Source organism: Streptomyces sp. NPDC001604 (assembly GCF_042893475.1).
GTDB lineage: Bacteria > Actinomycetota > Actinomycetes > Streptomycetales > Streptomycetaceae > Streptomyces.
In genome coordinates, this window is the sequence record NZ_JBIAUY010000012.1 from 88,977 (window position 1) to 107,046 (window position 18,070).

15 protein-coding genes are annotated in these 18,070 nt (G+C 72.1%); 8 read left to right on the forward strand and 7 right to left on the reverse strand.

All coding sequences use genetic code 11. The features are described 5' to 3' along the window. Position 1: 1 nt before the first annotated feature. The 3 genes from ACFY1E_RS28980 to ACFY1E_RS28990 all read right to left on the reverse strand — a co-directional run bounded on the left by ACFY1E_RS28980 (position 2) and on the right by ACFY1E_RS28990 (position 3,612). Positions 2 to 1,171 (reverse strand): 4-hydroxybenzoate 3-monooxygenase, encoded by a 1,170-nt coding sequence (locus ACFY1E_RS28980; RefSeq protein WP_389081062.1) that lies wholly within the window; start codon positions 1,169 to 1,171, stop codon positions 2 to 4. Between the two features lie 125 nt (positions 1,172 to 1,296). Next, positions 1,297 to 2,934 (reverse strand): APC family permease, encoded by a 1,638-nt coding sequence (locus ACFY1E_RS28985; RefSeq protein WP_389080667.1) that lies wholly within the window; start codon positions 2,932 to 2,934, stop codon positions 1,297 to 1,299. 270 nt (positions 2,935 to 3,204) lie between these two features. Next, positions 3,205 to 3,612: a CoA-binding protein gene (locus ACFY1E_RS28990; RefSeq protein ID WP_389080668.1), complete on the reverse strand. Its 408-nt coding sequence runs from the start codon at positions 3,610 to 3,612 to the stop codon at positions 3,205 to 3,207. A gap of 260 nt (positions 3,613 to 3,872) precedes the next feature. Here ACFY1E_RS28990 and ACFY1E_RS28995 point away from each other — a divergent pair, with 260 nt between their 5' ends. From ACFY1E_RS28995 to ACFY1E_RS29015, 5 genes are all read left to right on the forward strand, one after another. Next, entirely contained in the window at positions 3,873 to 4,637 is a 765-nt protein-coding gene (locus tag ACFY1E_RS28995; protein ID WP_389081064.1) for a hypothetical protein, read from the forward strand. Continuing rightward, complete coding sequence (locus ACFY1E_RS29000) at positions 4,634 to 5,206, forward strand: SixA phosphatase family protein (RefSeq protein ID WP_389080669.1); 573 nt, start codon at positions 4,634 to 4,636, stop codon at positions 5,204 to 5,206. Before ACFY1E_RS28995 ends, ACFY1E_RS29000 begins: the two co-directional genes overlap by 4 nt. 213 nt (positions 5,207 to 5,419) lie before the next feature. Beyond that, a complete protein-coding gene (locus ACFY1E_RS29005; RefSeq protein WP_389080670.1) occupies positions 5,420 to 6,046 on the forward strand; it encodes a YigZ family protein in 627 nt (208 codons plus the stop codon). 107 nt (positions 6,047 to 6,153) lie between these two features. Continuing rightward, the gene (locus ACFY1E_RS29010; protein WP_389080671.1) at positions 6,154 to 7,317 is read left to right on the forward strand and encodes an exonuclease SbcCD subunit D; all 1,164 of its coding nucleotides are present in this window, start codon (positions 6,154 to 6,156) and stop codon (positions 7,315 to 7,317) included. Then, a complete protein-coding gene (locus ACFY1E_RS29015) occupies positions 7,314 to 10,322 on the forward strand; it encodes an AAA family ATPase (protein WP_389080673.1) in 3,009 nt (1,002 codons plus the stop codon). Before ACFY1E_RS29010 ends, ACFY1E_RS29015 begins: the two co-directional genes overlap by 4 nt. On the opposite strand, the gene ACFY1E_RS29020 is transcribed toward ACFY1E_RS29015, so the two are convergent. Beyond that, complete coding sequence (locus ACFY1E_RS29020) at positions 10,316 to 10,762, reverse strand: Lrp/AsnC family transcriptional regulator (RefSeq protein WP_389080674.1); 447 nt, start codon at positions 10,760 to 10,762, stop codon at positions 10,316 to 10,318. The two genes, ACFY1E_RS29015 and ACFY1E_RS29020, sit on opposite strands and share 7 nt — an antisense overlap. Positions 10,763 to 10,889: 127 nt before the next feature. On the opposite strand from ACFY1E_RS29020, the gene ACFY1E_RS29025 reads away from it, so the two are divergent. The 3 genes from ACFY1E_RS29025 (at position 10,890) to ACFY1E_RS29035 (ending at position 12,886) form a co-directional block, all read left to right on the forward strand. Beyond that, positions 10,890 to 11,372 carry a rhodanese-like domain-containing protein gene (locus ACFY1E_RS29025; RefSeq protein WP_389080676.1) on the forward strand — a complete coding sequence of 161 codons (483 nt, stop codon included), beginning with the start codon at positions 10,890 to 10,892 and terminating at the stop codon, positions 11,370 to 11,372. A 70-nt stretch (positions 11,373 to 11,442) separates the two neighbouring features. Next, positions 11,443 to 11,961, forward strand: coding sequence for an immunity 21 family protein (locus ACFY1E_RS29030; protein ID WP_389080678.1), 519 nt, complete (start codon positions 11,443 to 11,445; stop codon positions 11,959 to 11,961). A 79-nt stretch (positions 11,962 to 12,040) separates the two neighbouring features. Beyond that, positions 12,041 to 12,886, forward strand: coding sequence for an SDR family oxidoreductase (locus ACFY1E_RS29035; protein WP_389080679.1), 846 nt, complete (start codon positions 12,041 to 12,043; stop codon positions 12,884 to 12,886). Between the two features lie 12 nt (positions 12,887 to 12,898). Here ACFY1E_RS29035 and ACFY1E_RS29040 read toward each other — a convergent pair whose 3' ends face one another. The 3 genes from ACFY1E_RS29040 to ACFY1E_RS29050 all read right to left on the reverse strand — a co-directional run bounded on the left by ACFY1E_RS29040 (position 12,899) and on the right by ACFY1E_RS29050 (position 17,920). Then, positions 12,899 to 14,590, reverse strand: a complete 1,692-nt coding sequence (locus tag ACFY1E_RS29040) for a DUF885 domain-containing protein (RefSeq protein WP_389080681.1) — start codon at positions 14,588 to 14,590, stop codon at positions 12,899 to 12,901. A 139-nt stretch (positions 14,591 to 14,729) separates the two neighbouring features. Further along, positions 14,730 to 16,166, reverse strand: coding sequence for a GNAT family N-acetyltransferase (locus tag ACFY1E_RS29045; protein WP_389080682.1), 1,437 nt, complete (start codon positions 16,164 to 16,166; stop codon positions 14,730 to 14,732). 173 nt (positions 16,167 to 16,339) lie between these two features. Continuing rightward, positions 16,340 to 17,920 carry an alkaline phosphatase D family protein gene (locus ACFY1E_RS29050; protein WP_389080684.1) on the reverse strand — a complete coding sequence of 527 codons (1,581 nt, stop codon included), beginning with the start codon at positions 17,918 to 17,920 and terminating at the stop codon, positions 16,340 to 16,342. Between the last annotated feature and the right edge of the window lie 150 nt (positions 17,921 to 18,070).

The following is an 18,070-nucleotide window of genomic DNA, read 5'->3' on the forward strand; positions in this document are numbered from 1 at the left end:
CTCAGGACGCGGAGCTCTTGCCGAGGTACTGCTCCGCGAACGCCGCCGCGGCAGCCGGGGATTCGAAGATGCGGCGCAGCCGGGCCAGCGTCGTGCCCGCGCGGTAGGCGTCGCCCGACGACGCGCCGTGGTACACCTCCGACAGCCACTGCGAGAACTCCTGGTAGTCCCACACCCGTCCGAGGCAGGCCTCCGAGTAGCCGTCGAGGCCTCCGGTGTCGCCCTTGGTGAGGTACGTGACGAGCGCGTCGCCGAGCAGGAAGGCGTCGTGCAGGGCGAGGTTCATGCCCTTGGCCGCGATGGGCGCGGTGAGATGGGCCGCGTCCCCGGCCAGGAGGAGACGGCCGAACACCATGGGTTCGACCACGTAGTTGTGCATGTCGAGGACGCGCTTCTCGATCAGCCTGCCCTCCGTGAGCGGAGGCCGGTCCGCGGCGCCGAGCCGCTCCTGCAATTCGGCCCAGACGCGGTCCTCCGGCCAGTTATCCGGATCGTCGCCCGGCGGGCACTGAAGGTAGTAGCGGGTGACCTCGGGGCTGCGGGCCATGTGCCCGGCGAAGCCGTTCGGATGGATGCCGAACACCACGCAGTCGCTGGACGGCGGCGCCTCCGCGAGCAGCGCCAGCCAGCCGATGCCGTAGTCGTGCCGGGAGATACGGGCCTGCTGCGGAAGCACGGTCCGGGTCACCCCGCGTGCTCCGTCGCAGCCCGCCACGAAGTCGCAGTGCACGAGGGTGCGTCGACCGGTCTCGGGGTCGAGATACGACACCGCCGGCCGGTCCGTGTCCAGGCCGTGCAGCTGCACGTCCCGCACGCCGAAGCGGACGGCGCCGCCGCGCACGTCGGCGTACTCGCGCACCAGGTCCGTCACCAGCAACTGCTGCGGGTAGACGAAGTGGTGATGCCCTGTCAGGTCGGTGTAGGAGAACCGGTGCCGTCGCCCCTCGACGCGGAACTCGCACTGGGTGTGCAGCTGCGCCCTCTCCAGCAGATGGTCCGCGAGGCCCCTTTCCTGGAGCCCGCGCACGGCCCACTCCTCGAGCACACCGGCCCGCGGCCGCTGTTCGATGAACTCCCGTGCCTCGGCCTCCAGGACCAGGCAGTCGACCGACGCGGCCCGCAGGATGTTCCCGATGGTGAGACCGGCGGGGCCGGCGCCCACGATCACCATCGGAAAGTGTTGTGGGGACGGGGAGTTGGGGTGCGGCGTGGTGGGATTCACCGGCACATTATGACGGTGGCCCGTCAGCCACGGCAGGGAGCCGCGGCCGACGGGCCACCGTCAGAGGTGTTCGGTCAGTGCGCGGGAGCGTCGGTGACCACGACCTCCTCGATGCTCCGCTCGATCGCCTCGGGCTGCGAGGCGGTCGCCCGGGCCCAGTAGTAGATGACCAGCGAGAAGCCGGCGATGACCAGCATGTCCCACCACAGGCCGATGTTGCCCGTGCCGCCGAAGCTGCCCTGTGCGGAGATGAGGCCGATGCCCAGCAGATAGACCGGCAGCCACTGGGCGGCCTTGAAGTCCATGCGGGGCGCGTCGGGCTGGTTGGTGGCATTGGCCCACCAGGCGTATCCGCCGAGCAGCAGGTAGCCGAGGACGACAGCGACGCCCAGGCGCCACAGGATGTCCCAGCCGGACCAGTAGATGATCAGGTTGGCCACGACGAACGACAGCGGGGCGATCGCCTTGCCGGCGGGCAGCCGGTACGGCCGCTCGTGGTTCGGCAGCTTGTCCGCGAAGACGCCGTACGCCAGCGGTGCGCCCGCGTACATCAGGACGCTCGCGGAGGTGATGAAGCCGACCAGTTCCTGCCAGCTGGGGAAGGGCAGGAAGCAGACCACGCCGGTCACGAAGGAGATGATCAGGCCGAACCACGGCACCCCCCGCGAGTCGGTGCGGGCGAAGATCTTCGGTGCGTAGCCGTTCTTGGCCAGGCCGTAGGAGACTCGCGAGGTGGCGGTGGTGTAGATCAGGCCGGTGCCGCCGGGGGAGACGATGGCGTCCGCGTAGAGCACGACGGCGAGCCAGCCCAGGCCCACCAGGGTGGCGAGGCCGGCCCAGGGGCCGCTGATGCCCGGGAAGTCGAGGTGGGCCCAGCCCTTGGCGAACGTGCTGTGCGGCAGGGCGCCGATGAACACGACCTGCAGCAGGATGTAGATGACCGCGCCGATGGCGACCGAGCCGAGGGTCGCCCGGGGCAGGTCACGCTTCGGGTTGCGACTCTCGCCCGCCAGCTGGATCGCCTGCTCGAAGCCCAGCAGCGCGAAGATGATGCCGCTCCCGCTGATGGCGGTGAGCACGCCCTTGGCGCCGAACGGGGCGAAGCCCTCCGAAGTGAAGTTCGCCGGGTGGAAGTTGCCGATGGCGATGACGAAGATCGCGCCCAGCGGGACGGCGATCTTCCACCAGGTGGCAGCGCTGTTGGTGTGCGCCAGGGCGCGGACACCGAAGAAGTTGACCGCCACGAAGACGGCCATGAGCAGGACGGCCGTGACGATGCCGGGGCCGGTCAGCGTCTGGTCCGGGTGCTGGAGGCCCTGTGCCCACTTCCAGTGACCGGCGTAGCCGATCATCGCCTCCACCTCGATCGGCGCCACCGTGGCCGCCTGCAGCCAGGAGAACCAGCCGAAGGAGAGGCCGGCCAGGCCGCCGAAGGCATAGTGCGGGTAGCGGGCCGTGCCGCCGGCCACGGGGAACATGCCGCCGAGTTCGGCGTGCACGAGGGCCAGCAGGACGATGGCCACCGTGCCGATCACCCACGAGATGATCGCCGCGGGACCGGCGGCCGTGACGGCCTTCTCGGCGCCGTACAACCAGCCGGAGCCGATGATGGAACCGACGGAGGCCCACATCAGACCGATCAGTCCGACGTCACGCCTGAGGCCTGTTGGGCCCCGGGTTTCCTCCAGGGAGGTCTGTTCGACGCTCACCATATTTTCAGCGACCTCTCACGAGATGAATACATGTTTTCAGACCATGCGACGTCGCAGATTAGGAAACACCAGGGGTCGAGCAGAAGACTCATGGTGAAGTTTTGACCAATGGCCGGGAGCTTCCTGGACAGTCCTTCAGGGGATCTGTACGCGGTGGAAAGCGCAGTCATCCCTGGAGCCACCGCAAAATCTGCGGTAGGGGGCCGGCTGGCTGGGAGCGTTTGCTGTGTGACCTGTGACACATGTGGGGGCGTGTGGGGCCCGACAGGTTCAGCCGAGCAGCGGTATCTCGATGGCGGGGCAGCGGTCCATCACCATGTCGAGGCCCGCCGCCCGCGTACGGTCGTACGCCGCCTCGTCGATCACGCCGAGCTGGAACCAGACGGCCCGCGCGCCCTTGGCGACCGCCTCGTCGGCGACCGGTCCGGCGAGGTCGCTGTTGACGAAGACGTCGACGACGTCCACGTCGAAGGGGATGTCGGCGAGGGAGGCGTACCCCTGCTCGCCGTGCACCGTCTCCGCCTTGGGGTGGACGGGCACGATGCGCTTGCCGAAGCGCTGCAGCACCTGGGCGACGCCATAGGCGGCGCGGCCTCGGTTCGACGAGAGGCCCACCACGGCCCAGGTGTCGCCGGACTCGGTGAGGATCCTGCGGATCGTTGCCTCGTCGCCGTACACCGCAGCCTCCCTGCACCTCGTGGACATGCCCTTCTGTCCCACAACGGCCGGGAGTTCACGATGATTCCCCGGTTCCCGCCGCGCCCTGACGGCCTGTCCGGCCGGCTGTTGCACCGTGCGCGGACGAGTGAGCCTCACGTATGAGTGAGAGGCGCGAGCGGGTGGGCACCGGCTCGCACGCGCGCGTACGTCCCATCCGCGCGGGGCGGCGGCACGCGCGCGTGGTGGAAATCCGCCGCCGTGGGCGGAATTCGCGCCGGATGCCTGCGCGCGGCCGCCCGCCCGCCTACGCTCAGCCCGTGCTGCGCATCACCGACGCCCGAACCGGCGAGTCCGTCGACGCCGCCCCGGTCCGCCGGGGGCTGACCCGGGTCGAAGCCCATGTGCCGGATTTCCACACCGGCGCCCTGCGGGTGCTGCTGGTCGCCGACCTCCTCGTGCGGGCCCTGGAACTCGGCGGCACCCCGGTGTGGGGAGTGCTGACCGCTGAACGGGGCCAGGCGGAACTGAGGTCCGGGGCGGCCGCGCTCGGCATCCGGCCCTTCGAGGACCGGCGGGACGTCGGTCCGGGACTGGGCGAGGCCCAGGTCCTGCACGTCGTGGGGGAGGGCGGTGCGACACCCGACGGCGTCCGGGTCGCGGTCGCCCCCGTCGACCCGGAGGCACCCGGCACCACCGAGGGCGCAGACCCGGCCGCCCTGCGCCTCGCCCTGCTCTCCCGGAGCCGGAGCACGCCCCTGCGGCTCGACGCGGCAGCCCTGGACGAGGCCCGTGACACCCTCGCACGCTGGCGCCTGGCGGTCGCCGCCTGGGCACGACAGCCGTCGCGGCCGATTCCCGACGAGGCGCGCGCACGCCTGCGTACCGCCTGGGAGGACGACTTGGACGTCCCCTCCGTGCTCGACGTGCTGACCTGGGTGGAGACCGAGTCGGAGCTGCCGGACGGCGCCAGGTTCGAGACGTACGCCTACGCGGACCGACTGCTCGGCCTGGAGCTCACCCGCGACCTCGGATCGCCGGCGTGATCGCGCGTGCCGGAGCCGGCCCACTGCGCCGCCTGGTGGTGCTGCGGCACGCCAAGTCGGCCTGGCCGGAGGGCGTCCCCGACCATGAACGCCCGCTCGCGCCGCGCGGCCTCCGGGACGCGCCGGCCGCAGGACGCGCCCTCGCCGAGGCCGACTGCCTGCCGGACCTCGCCCTGTGCTCCACCGCCCTGCGCGCTCGCCAGACCTGGGAACTGGCCTCGGCCCAGTGGGGTACACCGCCGCCGGTGCGCCGTGACCCGCGGCTGTACGCCGCCGACGTGTCCGACCTGCTGACCGCCGTGCACGAGGTGCCCGCCGAGGTCGAGACGCTGCTCCTGGTCGGGCACAACCCCGGTCTTGAGGAACTCGTCCTGGAACTGGCCGGGGACAGCCTCGACAACGCCCTGGACGAGGTACGGCTGAAGTTCCCGACCTCGGCGATCGCGGTACTGGCCTGGCACGGACCTGCCTGGGAGGCGCTCGCCCCGGGCACGGCACTGCTGACGAGCATGCTCGTCCCGCGGGGCAGAAAGGACGGCAGGAAGAGGGACGGCGGCAAGCAGGACTGAGCCGGGCCCGGTGCGCCGAGCGGTCCGCCGTACTCGTCGTGGGCACCGACCGGGCTCAGCGGCCGCACCGCCTTCTCCACACCGCTCAGGCAGTCGTCCCGGGGGCGAGGGCTCGACGTCGCAGCGGACGGTGATGCAGCCGGTCCTCCCGTCGGGTCAGCCGCTCGCCCCTCCGGCGCGGGCGAGCGCACGCGCGCCGCATAGGCTGGCCGGATGCAGGACGAGTACCGCACGGTCGCCCACGCGGGCGTGCACGAGACCGAGGTCAACCGCTCGCGCTTCCTGTGCGCCCTGGCGCCGGCGGCCACCGAGCAGGAGGCCCAGGACTTCATCGCCGCCGTGCGCAAGGAGCACGCGGACGCCACGCACAACTGCTGGGCCTACGTCATCGGCGCCGACGCCTCCGTGCAGAAGGCGAGCGACGACGGCGAACCGGGCGGCACCGCGGGCGTCCCCATGCTGCAGATGCTGCTGCGCCGGGACATGCGGTACGTCGTCGCCGTCGTCACCCGCTACTACGGCGGCGTCAAGCTCGGCGCGGGCGGACTCATCAGGGCGTACGGCGGCGCCGTCGGCGAGGCCCTGGACGCCCTCGGCACTCTCACCCGCCGCAGGTTCCGGCTGGCCACGGTGACCGTCGACCACCAGCGCGCCGGCAAGGTCCAGAACGACCTGCATGCGACGGGCCGCGAGGTGCGCGACGTGCGCTACGGCGAGGCGGTCACCATCGAGGTCGGCCTGCCGGACTCCGACGTGGACGCCTTCCGGGCCTGGCTCGCCGACGCGACCGCCGGGACGGCCAGGTTCGAACTGGGCGGGGAGGCCTACGGGGACGCATGAGGGTCGGTACGAAAAGGGCGTAACGGACGGGTATGGGATGGTTCATGACGGGCCGATACGGGAGTAACCGACCGTGATGTCAGACCCGGCCGTTAGGGTCGGGGATCATGAGGCTGCTGCACACTTCCGACTGGCATCTGGGCCGGGCGTTCCATCGGGTGAACATGCTCGGGGCCCAGGCCGAGTTCATCGGTCACCTCGTCACCACCGTGCGTGAGCGCGGTGTGGACGCGGTGGTCGTGTCGGGGGACGTGTACGACAGGGCGGTGCCACCGCTGGCCGCGGTCGAGTTGTACGACGACGCGCTGCACCGCCTCGCCGACCTCGGTGTGCCCACGGTGATGATCTCCGGGAACCACGACTCGGCCCGTCGGCTCGGTGTCGGCGCCGGTCTCATCGGGCGGGCCGGCATCCATCTGCGCACCGAGCCGTCGGCGTGCGGAACACCGGTGGTGCTGTCCGACGCCCACGGGGACGTGGCGTTCTACGGGCTGCCGTATCTCGAACCGGCCCTGGTCAAGGACGAGTTCGGGGTGGAGAAGGCGGGACACGAGGCGGTGCTCGCCGCCGCCATGGAGCGGGTCCGCGCCGACCTCGCCACACGCGCGCGGGGCACGCGCTCCGTCGTCCTCGCGCACGCTTTCGTCGCCGGAGGCGAGGTCAGCGACAGCGAGCGGGACATCACAGTCGGCGGGGTCGCCGCCGTGCCCGCCGGGGTCTTCGACGGTGTGGACTACGCGGCACTCGGCCATCTGCACGGCTGCCAGACGATCACCGAGCGGGTGCGCTACTCCGGCTCCCCGCTGCCGTACTCCTTCTCCGAGACCGACCACCGCAAGACCATGTGGCTCGTCGACCTCGACGCCGACGGCTCCGTCACCGCCGAGCGCGTCGACTGCCCCGTGCCGCGCGCGCTGGCCAGGATCCGGGGCACCCTGGAGGAACTGCTCGCCGATCCCGGGCTCGCCCGGCACGAGGAGGCATGGGTCGAGGCCACCCTCACCGACCCGGTCCGCCCGGCCGATCCCATGGCCCGGCTCACCGAACGCTTCCCGCACACCCTGAGCCTCGTCTTCGACCCCGAGCGGGCACCGGACGACCCGGACCTGTCGTACGCCAGGCGGCTCGCGGGCCGCAGCGACCAGGAGATCGCCGAGGACTTCGTCGCCCATGTGCGCGGCGCCGGGCCCGACGAGCGCGAACAGGCCGTGCTGCGGGATGCGTTCGACGCGGTGCGTGCCGATGAGGCCGTGCGGGAGGTGGCGCGATGAGGCTGCACCGGCTGGACATCACGGCGTTCGGGCCGTTCGGCGGCTCCCAGACCGTCGACTTCGACGACTTGTCGGCCGCCGGGCTCTTCCTGCTGCACGGGCCGACGGGCGCGGGCAAGACGTCCGTCCTCGACGCGGTCTGCTACGCCCTGTACGGCTCCGTCCCCGGCGCCCGCCAGAGCAGTCAGGGCCTGGCCCTGCGCAGCGATCACGCGGCATCCGGTACGCGCACCGGGGTGACCCTCGAACTGACCGTGGCCGGACGCCGGTTGGAGGTCACCCGGCAGCCGCCGTGGGAGCGCCCCAAGAAGCGCGGCTCGGGCACGACACTGGAGAAGGCCCAGAGCTCGCTTCGCGAGTACGACGCAACGGCGGGCGCCTGGAAGGACCTCAGCCGCTCGCACCAGGAGATCGGCGAGGAGATCACCCAGCTGCTCGGCATGAGCCGCGAGCAGTTCTGCCAGGTCGTGCTGTTGCCCCAGGGCGACTTCGCGCGCTTCCTGCGCGCCGACGCCGAGGCGCGCGGCAAGCTGCTGGGCCGCCTCTTCGACACCCATCGCTTCGCCGAGGTCGAGAAGCGGCTGGCGGAGCGCCGCCGCGCGGCCGAGGCGCAGGTGCGCGAGGGGGACGCCGCGCTGCTGGCCGACGCACACCGCATGCAGCAGGCGGCGGACGGCGCGATGGAACTGCCTCAACTGGCGCCGGGGGAGCCGGGGTTGGCAGAAGCTGTCATCAGTGCCGCGGCCGTCGCCCGCAGCACCGCGCGGGAACAGCTGACCATCGCCCACCTCCGCCTCACCTCCGCGGAGTCGGCCCATGCGGCAGCCGAGCGGGTGCTCGACGAGGCACGCGAACTGGACCGGCTGCAGCGCCGGTACACCGAGGCACGCGAGCGTGCCGCGCGGCTGGAGGAGCGCACCGACGCGCACCGGGAGGCCCAGGCGCGCATGGAACGCTCCCGCAAGGCCGAAGCGGTGGCACCGGCGCTGGACCTCCGGGATGCCACGGACGCCGAGCACCGCAGGGCGGCGGAGGCGGAGGCACGCGCGCGTGCGCTGCTGCGGAACATCCTGGAGCCGGGGGAAGGACTCATCGACGCCGGTGCCGTCGGTCTCGCCGCCGCCGCCCGCCGTGCCGCCGAGGAGCTGGGTGGTCTGGAGTCCGCGCGACGGGCCGAACAGCGGCTGGCCGAGCTGCTGAAGGAGCGGGAGGGGCTGGAGCGGCAGGAGCGGGCCGACGAGGAGGTCCTGCAGGAGGCCGAGGCGTGGCTCGCCGGGTGGGACCGGACGCGCACGTCACTCCAGGGCGGTGTCGAGTCCGCGCGGGAAGCCGCCACCCGGGCCGAACAGCTGGCGGTGCAGCGGGACCCCGCCCGCAGGCGCCTCGCCGCCGCCCGGCAACGCGACCAGCTCGGCCGGGACGTCGACGACGCCCAGCGCCAGGTCCTGGCTGCCACGGAGTCCGCGCAGAAGGCGCGTGCCGAATGGCTCGACGTCAAGGAACAGCGGCTGAACGGCATCGCCGCAGAGCTGGCCGCCCAGCTCACGGAAGGTGAACCGTGCGCGGTCTGCGGCGCCGTCGAACACCCCGCGCCCGCCCGCAAGGACGCCGGGCACGTCGGCCGGGAGACCGAGGAGCGTGCCCTCGCCGCCTATCAGCACGCCGACGAACAGCGCACCGAGGCCGAGCGACGCCTGGGTGTAGTACAGCGCGCCCTGGCCGCCGCCCAGGGCGAGGCCGGCGACACACCCACCGAGCAACTGGCGCTCGAGGCAGACGAGTTGGAGCGACGGTACACGCAGGCCCGCGCCGGAGCGTCCGCGCTGTCCGGCGCCCACGAACGGCTGCGGCAGGCCGAGGAGGAACGCGACCGGCGTGTCTCCGCCCAGCAGGCGGCCGCCGTGCGCGCCGCCTCCCGGGTCGCCCGCCGGGACGCCCTGGACCAGGAACGGGCCGCTCTCGAAGCGGAGTTGACACAGGCCAGCGGTGCCGCCGGGAGCGTCGCCGCCCGCGCAGCCCAACTCGAACGCAGGGCCGCCCTGCTCACCGACGCCGCCGACACCGCCCGCGCCGTCGAGGACGCCGCCCAGCGGCTCAAGGACGCCGACGCCCGGCTCGCCGACGCCGCCTTCCGCGCCGGCTTCGACACCCCGCAGGCCGCGGCCGCCGCGCTCCTGGACGACTCCGCCCACCGTGAGCTCCAACGCCGTCTGGACGCCTGGCAGTCCGAGGAGGCCGCCGTGCGCGCCGTTCTCGCCGAGGCGGACACCGCGGCCGCGGCCCAGCAGCCGCCGGCCGACCTCGCCTCGGCGGAACGGACCGCCGCCGTCGCGGCCCAGCGGCTGCGCGAGGCCGCTTCCGCACGGGACGCGGCCGCCCGCCGCTGCACCGAACTCGACCGGCTCTCCGCCCGGTCCGCCGCGGGCGTACGGCGGCTGGCACCGCTGCGCGAGGAGTACGACCGGGTGGCCCGGCTGGCCTCCCTCGCCGCCGGCACCTCCGCGGACAACGAGCGGAAGATGCGCCTGGAGTCGTATGTGCTGGCGGCCCGGCTGGAACAGGTGGCCGCCGCCGCGACGGTGCGGCTGCAGCGCATGTCGTCCGGCCGCTACACGCTCGTCCACTCCGACGACCGGACCGGACGCGGTCGCAGCGGTCTCGGACTGCACGTCGTCGACGCATGGACCGGACGCGAGCGGGACACGGCGACGCTGTCGGGCGGCGAGACGTTCTTCGCCTCCCTGGCGCTCGCCCTCGGCCTCGCGGACGTCGTCACCGACGAGGCCGGCGGAGTCCGCCTGGACACGCTCTTCATCGACGAGGGCTTCGGCAGCCTCGACGACCAGACCCTCGACGAGGTCCTCGACGTGCTCGACTCGCTGCGCGAGCGCGACCGCAGCGTCGGTATCGTCAGCCATGTCGCCGACCTGAGACGCCGTATCCACGCCCAACTGGAGGTCGTCAAGGGGAGATCGGGCTCGGTGGTCCGGCAGCGAGGTCAGTGACCGAGGGGCCGCCGGGGCAGCGGGGACGAGTAGACGACGCTCGTGGTCACCGAGCCGAGCGCGCCGATCTTGCCCGAGACCTCCTCCAGGTGACGCATCGAGCGGGCGGCGACCTTGATGACGAAACAGTCGTCGCCCGTCACATGGTGGGCCTCGAGGATCTCGGGTGTCACGGCGACCAGGTCGTGGAAGGGCTTGTAGTTGCCGTTCGGATAGCGCAGCCGTACGAACGCGAGGATCGGCAGCCCCAGCCGCTCGGGGTCCACCACGGCCGCGTACCCCTGGATCACGCCCGCCTCCTCCAGGCGGCGCACCCGTTCGGTGACCGCGCTCGGCGACATGGAGACGGCGCGTGCCAGCTCGGCGAAGCTGGCCCGGCCCTCGCGCTGGAGGACGTCGAGGATGCGCCAGTCGGTGGCGTCCGGGGAAAACGTGGTCATGGCGCAGGAATAGCAGGGGAATCCACGGCCGGGCAAGGCACAGGCCGGTGAATGCCCCTTCTAGGAGATCATCCGCGCCCGTAGATTTCTGGCCGTAGCGACAACGTCGGAGAAAGCAGGCCGGACCATGAGCAGCACCGCGACCGCCGTCAACCCTGTCCTGCGCGTGGCCCCGGCGGCCCCGGCCGAGGCCGCCGCCTACTTCCGCGCGAGCCTCGCCTTCCACGCCGATGTGTCGGACGTCGCCGCCGCGCTCGCCTCCGGCGGCCACCCCGGGTTCGTCGTCGTGGACTCCCGTTCCACCGAGTCCTGGGACCAGGGCCACATCCCCGGCGCGGTCCACCTGCCGACCGCGCTCATCCCCGAGCAGGCCGAACAGCTCCTCGACAAGGCGGTGCCGGTGGTCACGTACTGCTGGGGCCCCGCCTGCAACGGCGCCACCCGTGCCGCGCTGGCCCTCGCCGAACTCGGCTACCAGGTCAAGGAGATGCTCGGCGGCTTCGAGTACTGGGCGCGCGAGGGCTTCGAGTACGAGACCTGGGAGGGCCGCGAGCGCCGCCCCGCCGACCCGCTGACGGCGCCGGTGGACGCGGAGGACTGCGGCTGCTGAACCGGACCGTGGACGGGGAGGGACGGGGACGGCGGATTCATCGGTTCCGCGGCCGTGTACGGTTCGCGCCATGGTGCGATACGCGGAACCCGGTGCGCTGGAATGGGTCGAGTCGGGCGGCGGGCCGCTCATAGCGGTGCCGGAGACGGTGCTGCCGTTCTGGTCGGGCGCCGACGGCGAGGAGACCGCCTCCGACTACGACCGGGCGTGCGAGGTCGACGGATTCGTGGGGCTGCTCCCGGTCGGCGACTCGGCCGCCCTGGTCCTGGGCGACGAACCCGCCTCCACCGCGTTCCTGCCCGAGCACGCCACCTTCGTACGGTGGTGGGCGGCGAACTCCGAGGCCGAACTCCTGGAGGTTGTCCCCGCGGCCCTCGCCACGGCGGACTGGGGACACGAGGTGCGCTGGGAGGTGCCCGGTACGGTCGTGCTGTTCGACTCGGCCTGGCCCGGATCCGAAACGGAACGGACCGACTGCCTGCGGGTCGTGCTGGAACCGGGGCGTTACGCCGTGCGCGCAGCCAATGTCCAGCCGGGCCCGGAGACCTGGCTGGGCCTCGTCCAACTGCGGCGCATCGAGCAGGGATAGCAGAGCGCGAACGGGCACCGACGGTCGAGCACGAATAATCGCGTGCGCCGATTCGAAGCGTTGCCCATCATGGTCGTCCGTGCCCCGACTGCCGCATCCCGCTCCCGAAGACCTTCGCCGTGAGCTACTGCCTCTGCGCGGCCGTACCGCCCTGGTGACCGGGGCCGGCAGACGCGCCGGCATCGGCCACGCCGTGGCCCGGCGGCTCGCCGCGTACGGGGCGAGCGTCTATCTGCACCACCACGTCCCGCACGACACCGCCATGCCCTGGGGCGCCGACCGTACCGAGGACGTGGTCGCCTCCGTGCGCGCGGCACTCGGCGATCCCGCGGCCCGGATCCTCGCGGGCCCCGGCGACCTCGCGCACCCGGCCGCCCCCGCGGAACTGGTCGCCACGGCCGCCTCCGCGCTGGGCGGGCGGCTCGACATCCTCGTCGCCAACCACGCCCTCAGCGGCAGCGACGGCACCCTCGACACCATCGACGTCACGATGCTGGACGCGCACTGGTCGGTCGACACCCGCTCGGTGCTGCTCCTCGTCCAGGCCTACGCCCGGCACCGCGCCGCACTGCCGCCGCGCACCCCGGGCGGACGCGTCGTGATGATGACCTCCAGCCAGGACATCGCGGGCGGCATGCCCGGCGAGATCGCCTACGCCCTCCAGAAGGGCGCCCTCGCCTCGATCACCCGCTCGCTGTCGACCACGCTCGCCGAGCAGGCGATCACCGTGAACACCGTCAACCCCGGCCCGGTGGACACGGACTACGCGACCGGGGAGACGTACGAGGCGGTCGCCTCCCGTTTCCCGTCGGGGCGTTGGGGCATGCCCGACGATCCCGCCCGCCTCATCGCGTGGCTCGCCACGGACGAGGCGGACTGGATCACCGGCCAGGTGATCGACTCGGAGGGCGGCTTCCGCCGCTGACCTGCCCGGCCGTCAGAGCTGGGCGAGCTCGTCCACCAGGTCGTCCAGGCCGAGCGAGCCCTGCGAGAGCGCGGCCATGTGCCAGGCCTTGAGGTCGAAGGCGTCGCCGTGCCGCTCGCGCGCCTTCGCCCGGCCCTGCAGCCATGCCCGCTCGCCGAGCTTGTAGCCGATGGCCTGGCCGGGAATGGTCAGGTAGCGGGTCAGCTCGCTCTCCACGAAGTCCGCCGGCCGGCTGCTGTGGGCGCCGAAGAACTCCTGGGCCAGCTCGGGGGTCCAGCGCTCGCCGGGGTGGAAGGGGGAGTCCGCGGGGATCTCCAGCTCCAGGTGCATGCCGATGTCGACGATGACCCGGGCCGCCCGCATCATCTGCGCGTCGAGGTAGCCGAGCCGCTGCTCCGCGTCCGTGAGGTAGCCGAGCTCGTCCATCAGCCGCTCCGCGTACAGCGCCCAGCCCTCGACGTTGGCGCTGACCCCGCCGATGGTGGCCTGGTAGCGGGAGAGGTTTGCGGCGACGTGCGCCCACTGCGCGAGCTGCAGATGATGACCGGGGACGCCCTCGTGGTACCAGGTCGAGACGAGGTCGTAGACCGGGAAGCGGGTCTGCCCCATCGTCGGCAGCCAGGTGCGGCCCGGGCGGGAGAAGTCCTCCGTCGGGGGCGTGTAGTACGGGGCTGCCGCGCCGCCGGGCGGGGCGATGCAGGACTCCACCTTCCGTACCCGCTCGGCGAGTTCGAAGTGGGTGCCGTCCAGCTCGTCGATCGCCTGGTCCATCAGGCCCTGCAGCCAGTCGCGGACCTCGTCGACGCCGTCGATGTGCTTGCCGTGCTCGTCGAGGTGTGCGAGCGCCACCCAGGGTGTCTCGGCGCCGGGCAGGATCTTCTCCGCCTCCTGCTTCATCTCGCCGAGCAGCCGGTGGAACTCGGCCCAGCCGTACGCGTAGGCCTCGTCCAGGTCGAGGTCCGTGCCGTTGAAGTAGCGCGTCCAGCGCCCGTAGCGCTCTCGGCCCACCGTGTTCGGCGCGCCCTCGATGGCCGACGCGTACACGTCGCGCATCCAGTCGCGCAGCTCCACGACGGCCGCGGTCGCAGCGCGGGCCGCCTCGTCCAGCTCTTCGCGCAGTGACTCGGGGCCCGCCGAGACGAAGTCCTCGAACCAGCCGCGGCCCTTGCCGTCCGTGTCGGACCATTCGGTGAGCTGCTCGACGAACGTGGCCGTCGGGCGCGGAGCCGCGTACAGCTTGCGCTCCAGACCGAGGGAGAGGGACTCGCGGTAACCGGCGTACGCGGCCGGCACGGCACGCAGCCGCTCGGCGATCGCCGCCCAGTCCTCCTCGGACTGGTTCGGCGTCACGGTGAACACCTCGCGCACCGAGTGCGCCGGCGTCGCCATGTTCCCGACGCGACGCAGGCCCTCCTCGGCCTCGTGCACGGCCAGTTCGGCATTGAGCCGCTCACGCAGCAGCCGGCCGCAGCGGCGCTCGATGTCACTGTCCGCGCCGGGTTGCCGCTCGGCCTCGTCGAGCCGCGCCAGGGTCCGCCGTGCCAGTTCCGCGAGGGCCTCCTGGCCCGCTGGTGAAAGGTCGGGCAGCCTGCTCGAACTCTCCTTCACACCGAGGTACGTTCCGGTCACCGGGTCGAGGGCGATGAGCTCGTCGACGTATGTGTCGGCGACTTCGCGGGGCAGCGGGGCAGTGGTCTGTGACATGCGGTCCATCCTCATACGAGTGGCCGCCGCACGTCATCCGGATTGAGCCGAGGGCGTAGGACGCGCTCCGGGGGAACCTCCGTACGCCGAACGGCCCGGCGTTCCCGCCGGGCCGTCCCCCGATGTCCTGTGCCGGGAGCTAGTCCCGTGCGATCCGCTCGCCGACCTGCTCCTGCGCCACCTCGTACGGCAGCCGGGCACCGGCCTGGCCCGTCTGCAGGCGGGCCGTGATGACCAGGGTGCCCTCCTCGATCTGGTAGTCGAGGGGGAGCCCGAGGCCCCGCATCGCCGCGACCATGCCGGTGTTGGAGGCCTGGGTCACGGCGTAGACGCTCTCGCAGCCCGCCTCGGCCGCCATCGCCACCAGCCGCTCCAGCAGTTCACCGCCGACGCCGCGGCGCTGCCACTTGTCCTCGATGAGGAGCGCGACCTCGGTCTCGTCCCCGTCCCACAGCAGATGGCCGAGGCCGACGAGGCGTCCCGACGCGGTCTGGACGGCGAGGGTACGGCCGAAGCGCGGGCTGAGCAGATGGTTCAGGTAGCGGTCCGCGTCGCCGACCGGCCCGTGGTAGCGCATGCCGAGTGTCCGCGCCGAGCACCGCTCGTGCATCGCCTTCGCGGCCTCCAGGTCACGTGCGTCGGCCCGCCGTACGGTGATCTCGTTGCCCTCGGGCAGCGTCAGCACGTGCTGGCTGTGCGGCACGCGCGGACCGAGCCGGGCGTCCAGCTCCACCAGGGCCCGCGCCCGGGCGAACTCGGTCGGGGTGAACGGCAGATACGGCCGCTCCACGGTGATCACTCCGCCCTCCGGTGCCCGCAGCCGCATCACGGTGTCCTCCAGGACACCCTCCACGGGCACACCTGCCGGACCCCGGCCGCCGCCGACCGGCGTGGCGGGCAGCTGGCGGATGGTGCACCGGCCGAGCAACTGCCTCAGGGCGAGCGGCAGTTCGGCCGCGTCGAGGGCGGTGCGGGCGGCCAGACCCAGGACCCGGGTGGGGGCGTCCACCAGATCGTGGGCGTCGGCCCGCTCGATCCAGGTGTCGGTACCCCCGGCCAGCGAGACCACCTTGGTGAGCTCGGAGGCCATGAGCCCGCCGGGGGCCCGCAGCAGGAACTCGTCCACCGTGCCCTCGGCCAGCGGATGCGTCTGCAGGCTCAGGATGTCGACCTGTCGCCCGGCCAGCGCCGTGCACAGCGCGGCAAGCGACCCCGGTTCGTCCTTCACCGTCGTCCGCATCCGCCACAGCGCGCTCTGACCGGGCTCGGTCTCCGGCGTCGCCGACGACTCGTCGGACGGCCCGGTCTGCTGCCCTTGCGGCAGCGACCGGGCGTCGGTATCGCCGGCCGGAGGCGCATGACCGTGTCGGCGTGTCCACCAGGTGTGGAACGCCGCCGTGGCGGCCAGGGCGACCGCCGAGATCGCCAGCAGCGCCGGACCGTCGGGCCCGTGCCCGACCAGGTTGGCCACCCCGTCGGCCACGGCGACGGACGTGAACAGGGCGGCGAGTTCCACGACGTCGCGCCGCCAGTGGTGCACAGGACGGCCGTTCCTCGCACGGGTCACATCAGACATTTCTCGACTCATGCAACCACTGTGAAGGAAAGGTGTTGCGTGATCACGAACGCTTTGTGACTGATGGGTAAAGTGTCGTTATGTGCCATTTATGGCTGCGGACACGTGTGCGAATCGGCACCGCGCACCGGGGGATGACGCCGGTGCGCGGCCCACCGGAAAGGGTACGGGAGTTACTGGCCGACCCGGCCCGGCTGCAGCACCTGGGTGAAGAGCACGGTGCCGTCGTACTCGCGCAGTCGTACCGTCAACTCGCCGCTGTCCCCGTCGATGTCGACCTCGCCGAAGAACTGGTAGCCCTCGGCCGGCGACACGTTCGCGGTCGTCGGCGCCTTCACGAACACCCGGTCCGGGCCGAAGGTGCCGTCCAGCGCATTGGCCGGGAAGGCACCGGCGTTGAGCGGGCCGGAGACGAACTCCCAGAACGGCTCGAAGTCCTTGAACGCGGCCCGTGACGGGTCGTAGTGCTGCGCGGAGGTGTGGTGCACGTCGGCCGTCAGCCACACGGTGCCGGTGATCCGACGGTGCTTGATGAACCGCAGCAGCTCGGCGATCTGCAGCTCGCGGCCCAGCGGGGCGCCCGGGTCGCCCTGCGCGACCGCCTCGAAGTTCGGCTTGCCCTCGACCGGGTCCGGCACGACCAAGCCGAGCGGCATGTCGTTGGCGATCACCTTCCACACCGCGCGGGACCGGGCGAGTTCCCGCTTGAGCCACTCCAGCTGCTCCCGGCCGAGGATGCCCACCGGGTCCGTGGTCTGGTTGTCCGGCGAGTTGGCGTTGCGGTAGGTGCGCATGTCGAGCACGAACACGTCCAGCAGCGGGCCGTGGCTGACCTTGCGGTAGATCCGGCCGTCCGGGCGTCCGCTGATGGTCGAGATCGGGAAGTACTCGGAGAAGGCCTGCCGGGAGCGCAGCGCCAGGTCGTCGAGCCTGGTGCCGGCCGGGTAGGGCGTGCCGGTGCCGATGACCTCGCCCGGGTACCAGTTGTTGCGGACCTCGTGGTCGTCCCACTGGATGATGTTCGGCACCTGGGCGTTGAACCGGCGCAGCGCCCGGTCGAGCAGGTTGTAGCGGAAGTTGCCCCGGTAGTCGTCCAGGGTGGTCGCGACGTGCGACTTCTCCTCGGTGGTGACGTTCCGGTAGAGGCTGCCGTCGGGCAGCGCCTGCGTCGCGGAGATGACGCCGTCGGCGTAGATGTTGTCGCCGCTGCACAGGAAGAAGTCCGGGTCCACCTTCGCCATCGCGTCGAAGATGCGGTAGCCGCCGATCGACTCGTTGATGCCCCAGCCCTGTCCCGCCAGATCGCCGGACCACACGAACTTCACGCCCTGGCGGCGCTTCGCCGGGGCGGTACGGAACGTGCCGGTCACCGGCTCGCCGGTGCGGCGCGGGTCGTCCGGGTCGGCCAGCAGCACGCGGTAGTGGATCTGCTCCCCGGACGGCAGCCCGCGCAGCCGCGTGGTGCCGGTGAAGTCCGAGTCGGCGCCGAGCAGCGGACCGTGCCATCTGTGCGGGTTGCGGAAGGACTCGGTCGCGGACGTCTCGACGATCATCCGGGCCGGACGGTCGGAGCGCACCCACACCAGCCCCGAGTCGCAGGTCACGTCTCCCGCCTGTACACCCCAGTTCGCGCTGGGCCGGCCGGACAGGGCGAACGCCGGTGCAGCGCCGAGGGAGGTGGGCAGGGTCAGGGCCGCGGACGCGGCGAGGGAGCCGCGCAGGACGCTGCGACGACCAGGGAGCGAAAGGGACATAGGGGGCCTCCAGGACGGGATCCGGCCAGTGTGCGGTGCCACAACTACTCGCGCGCCGCAGCGCACACGGAAACCAGAAGTGAACAACTGACCACCGAGGCAGGGGAACTGGTGTGAGGCACCAGTGGCCCCGTCGACGCAAGGAATGAG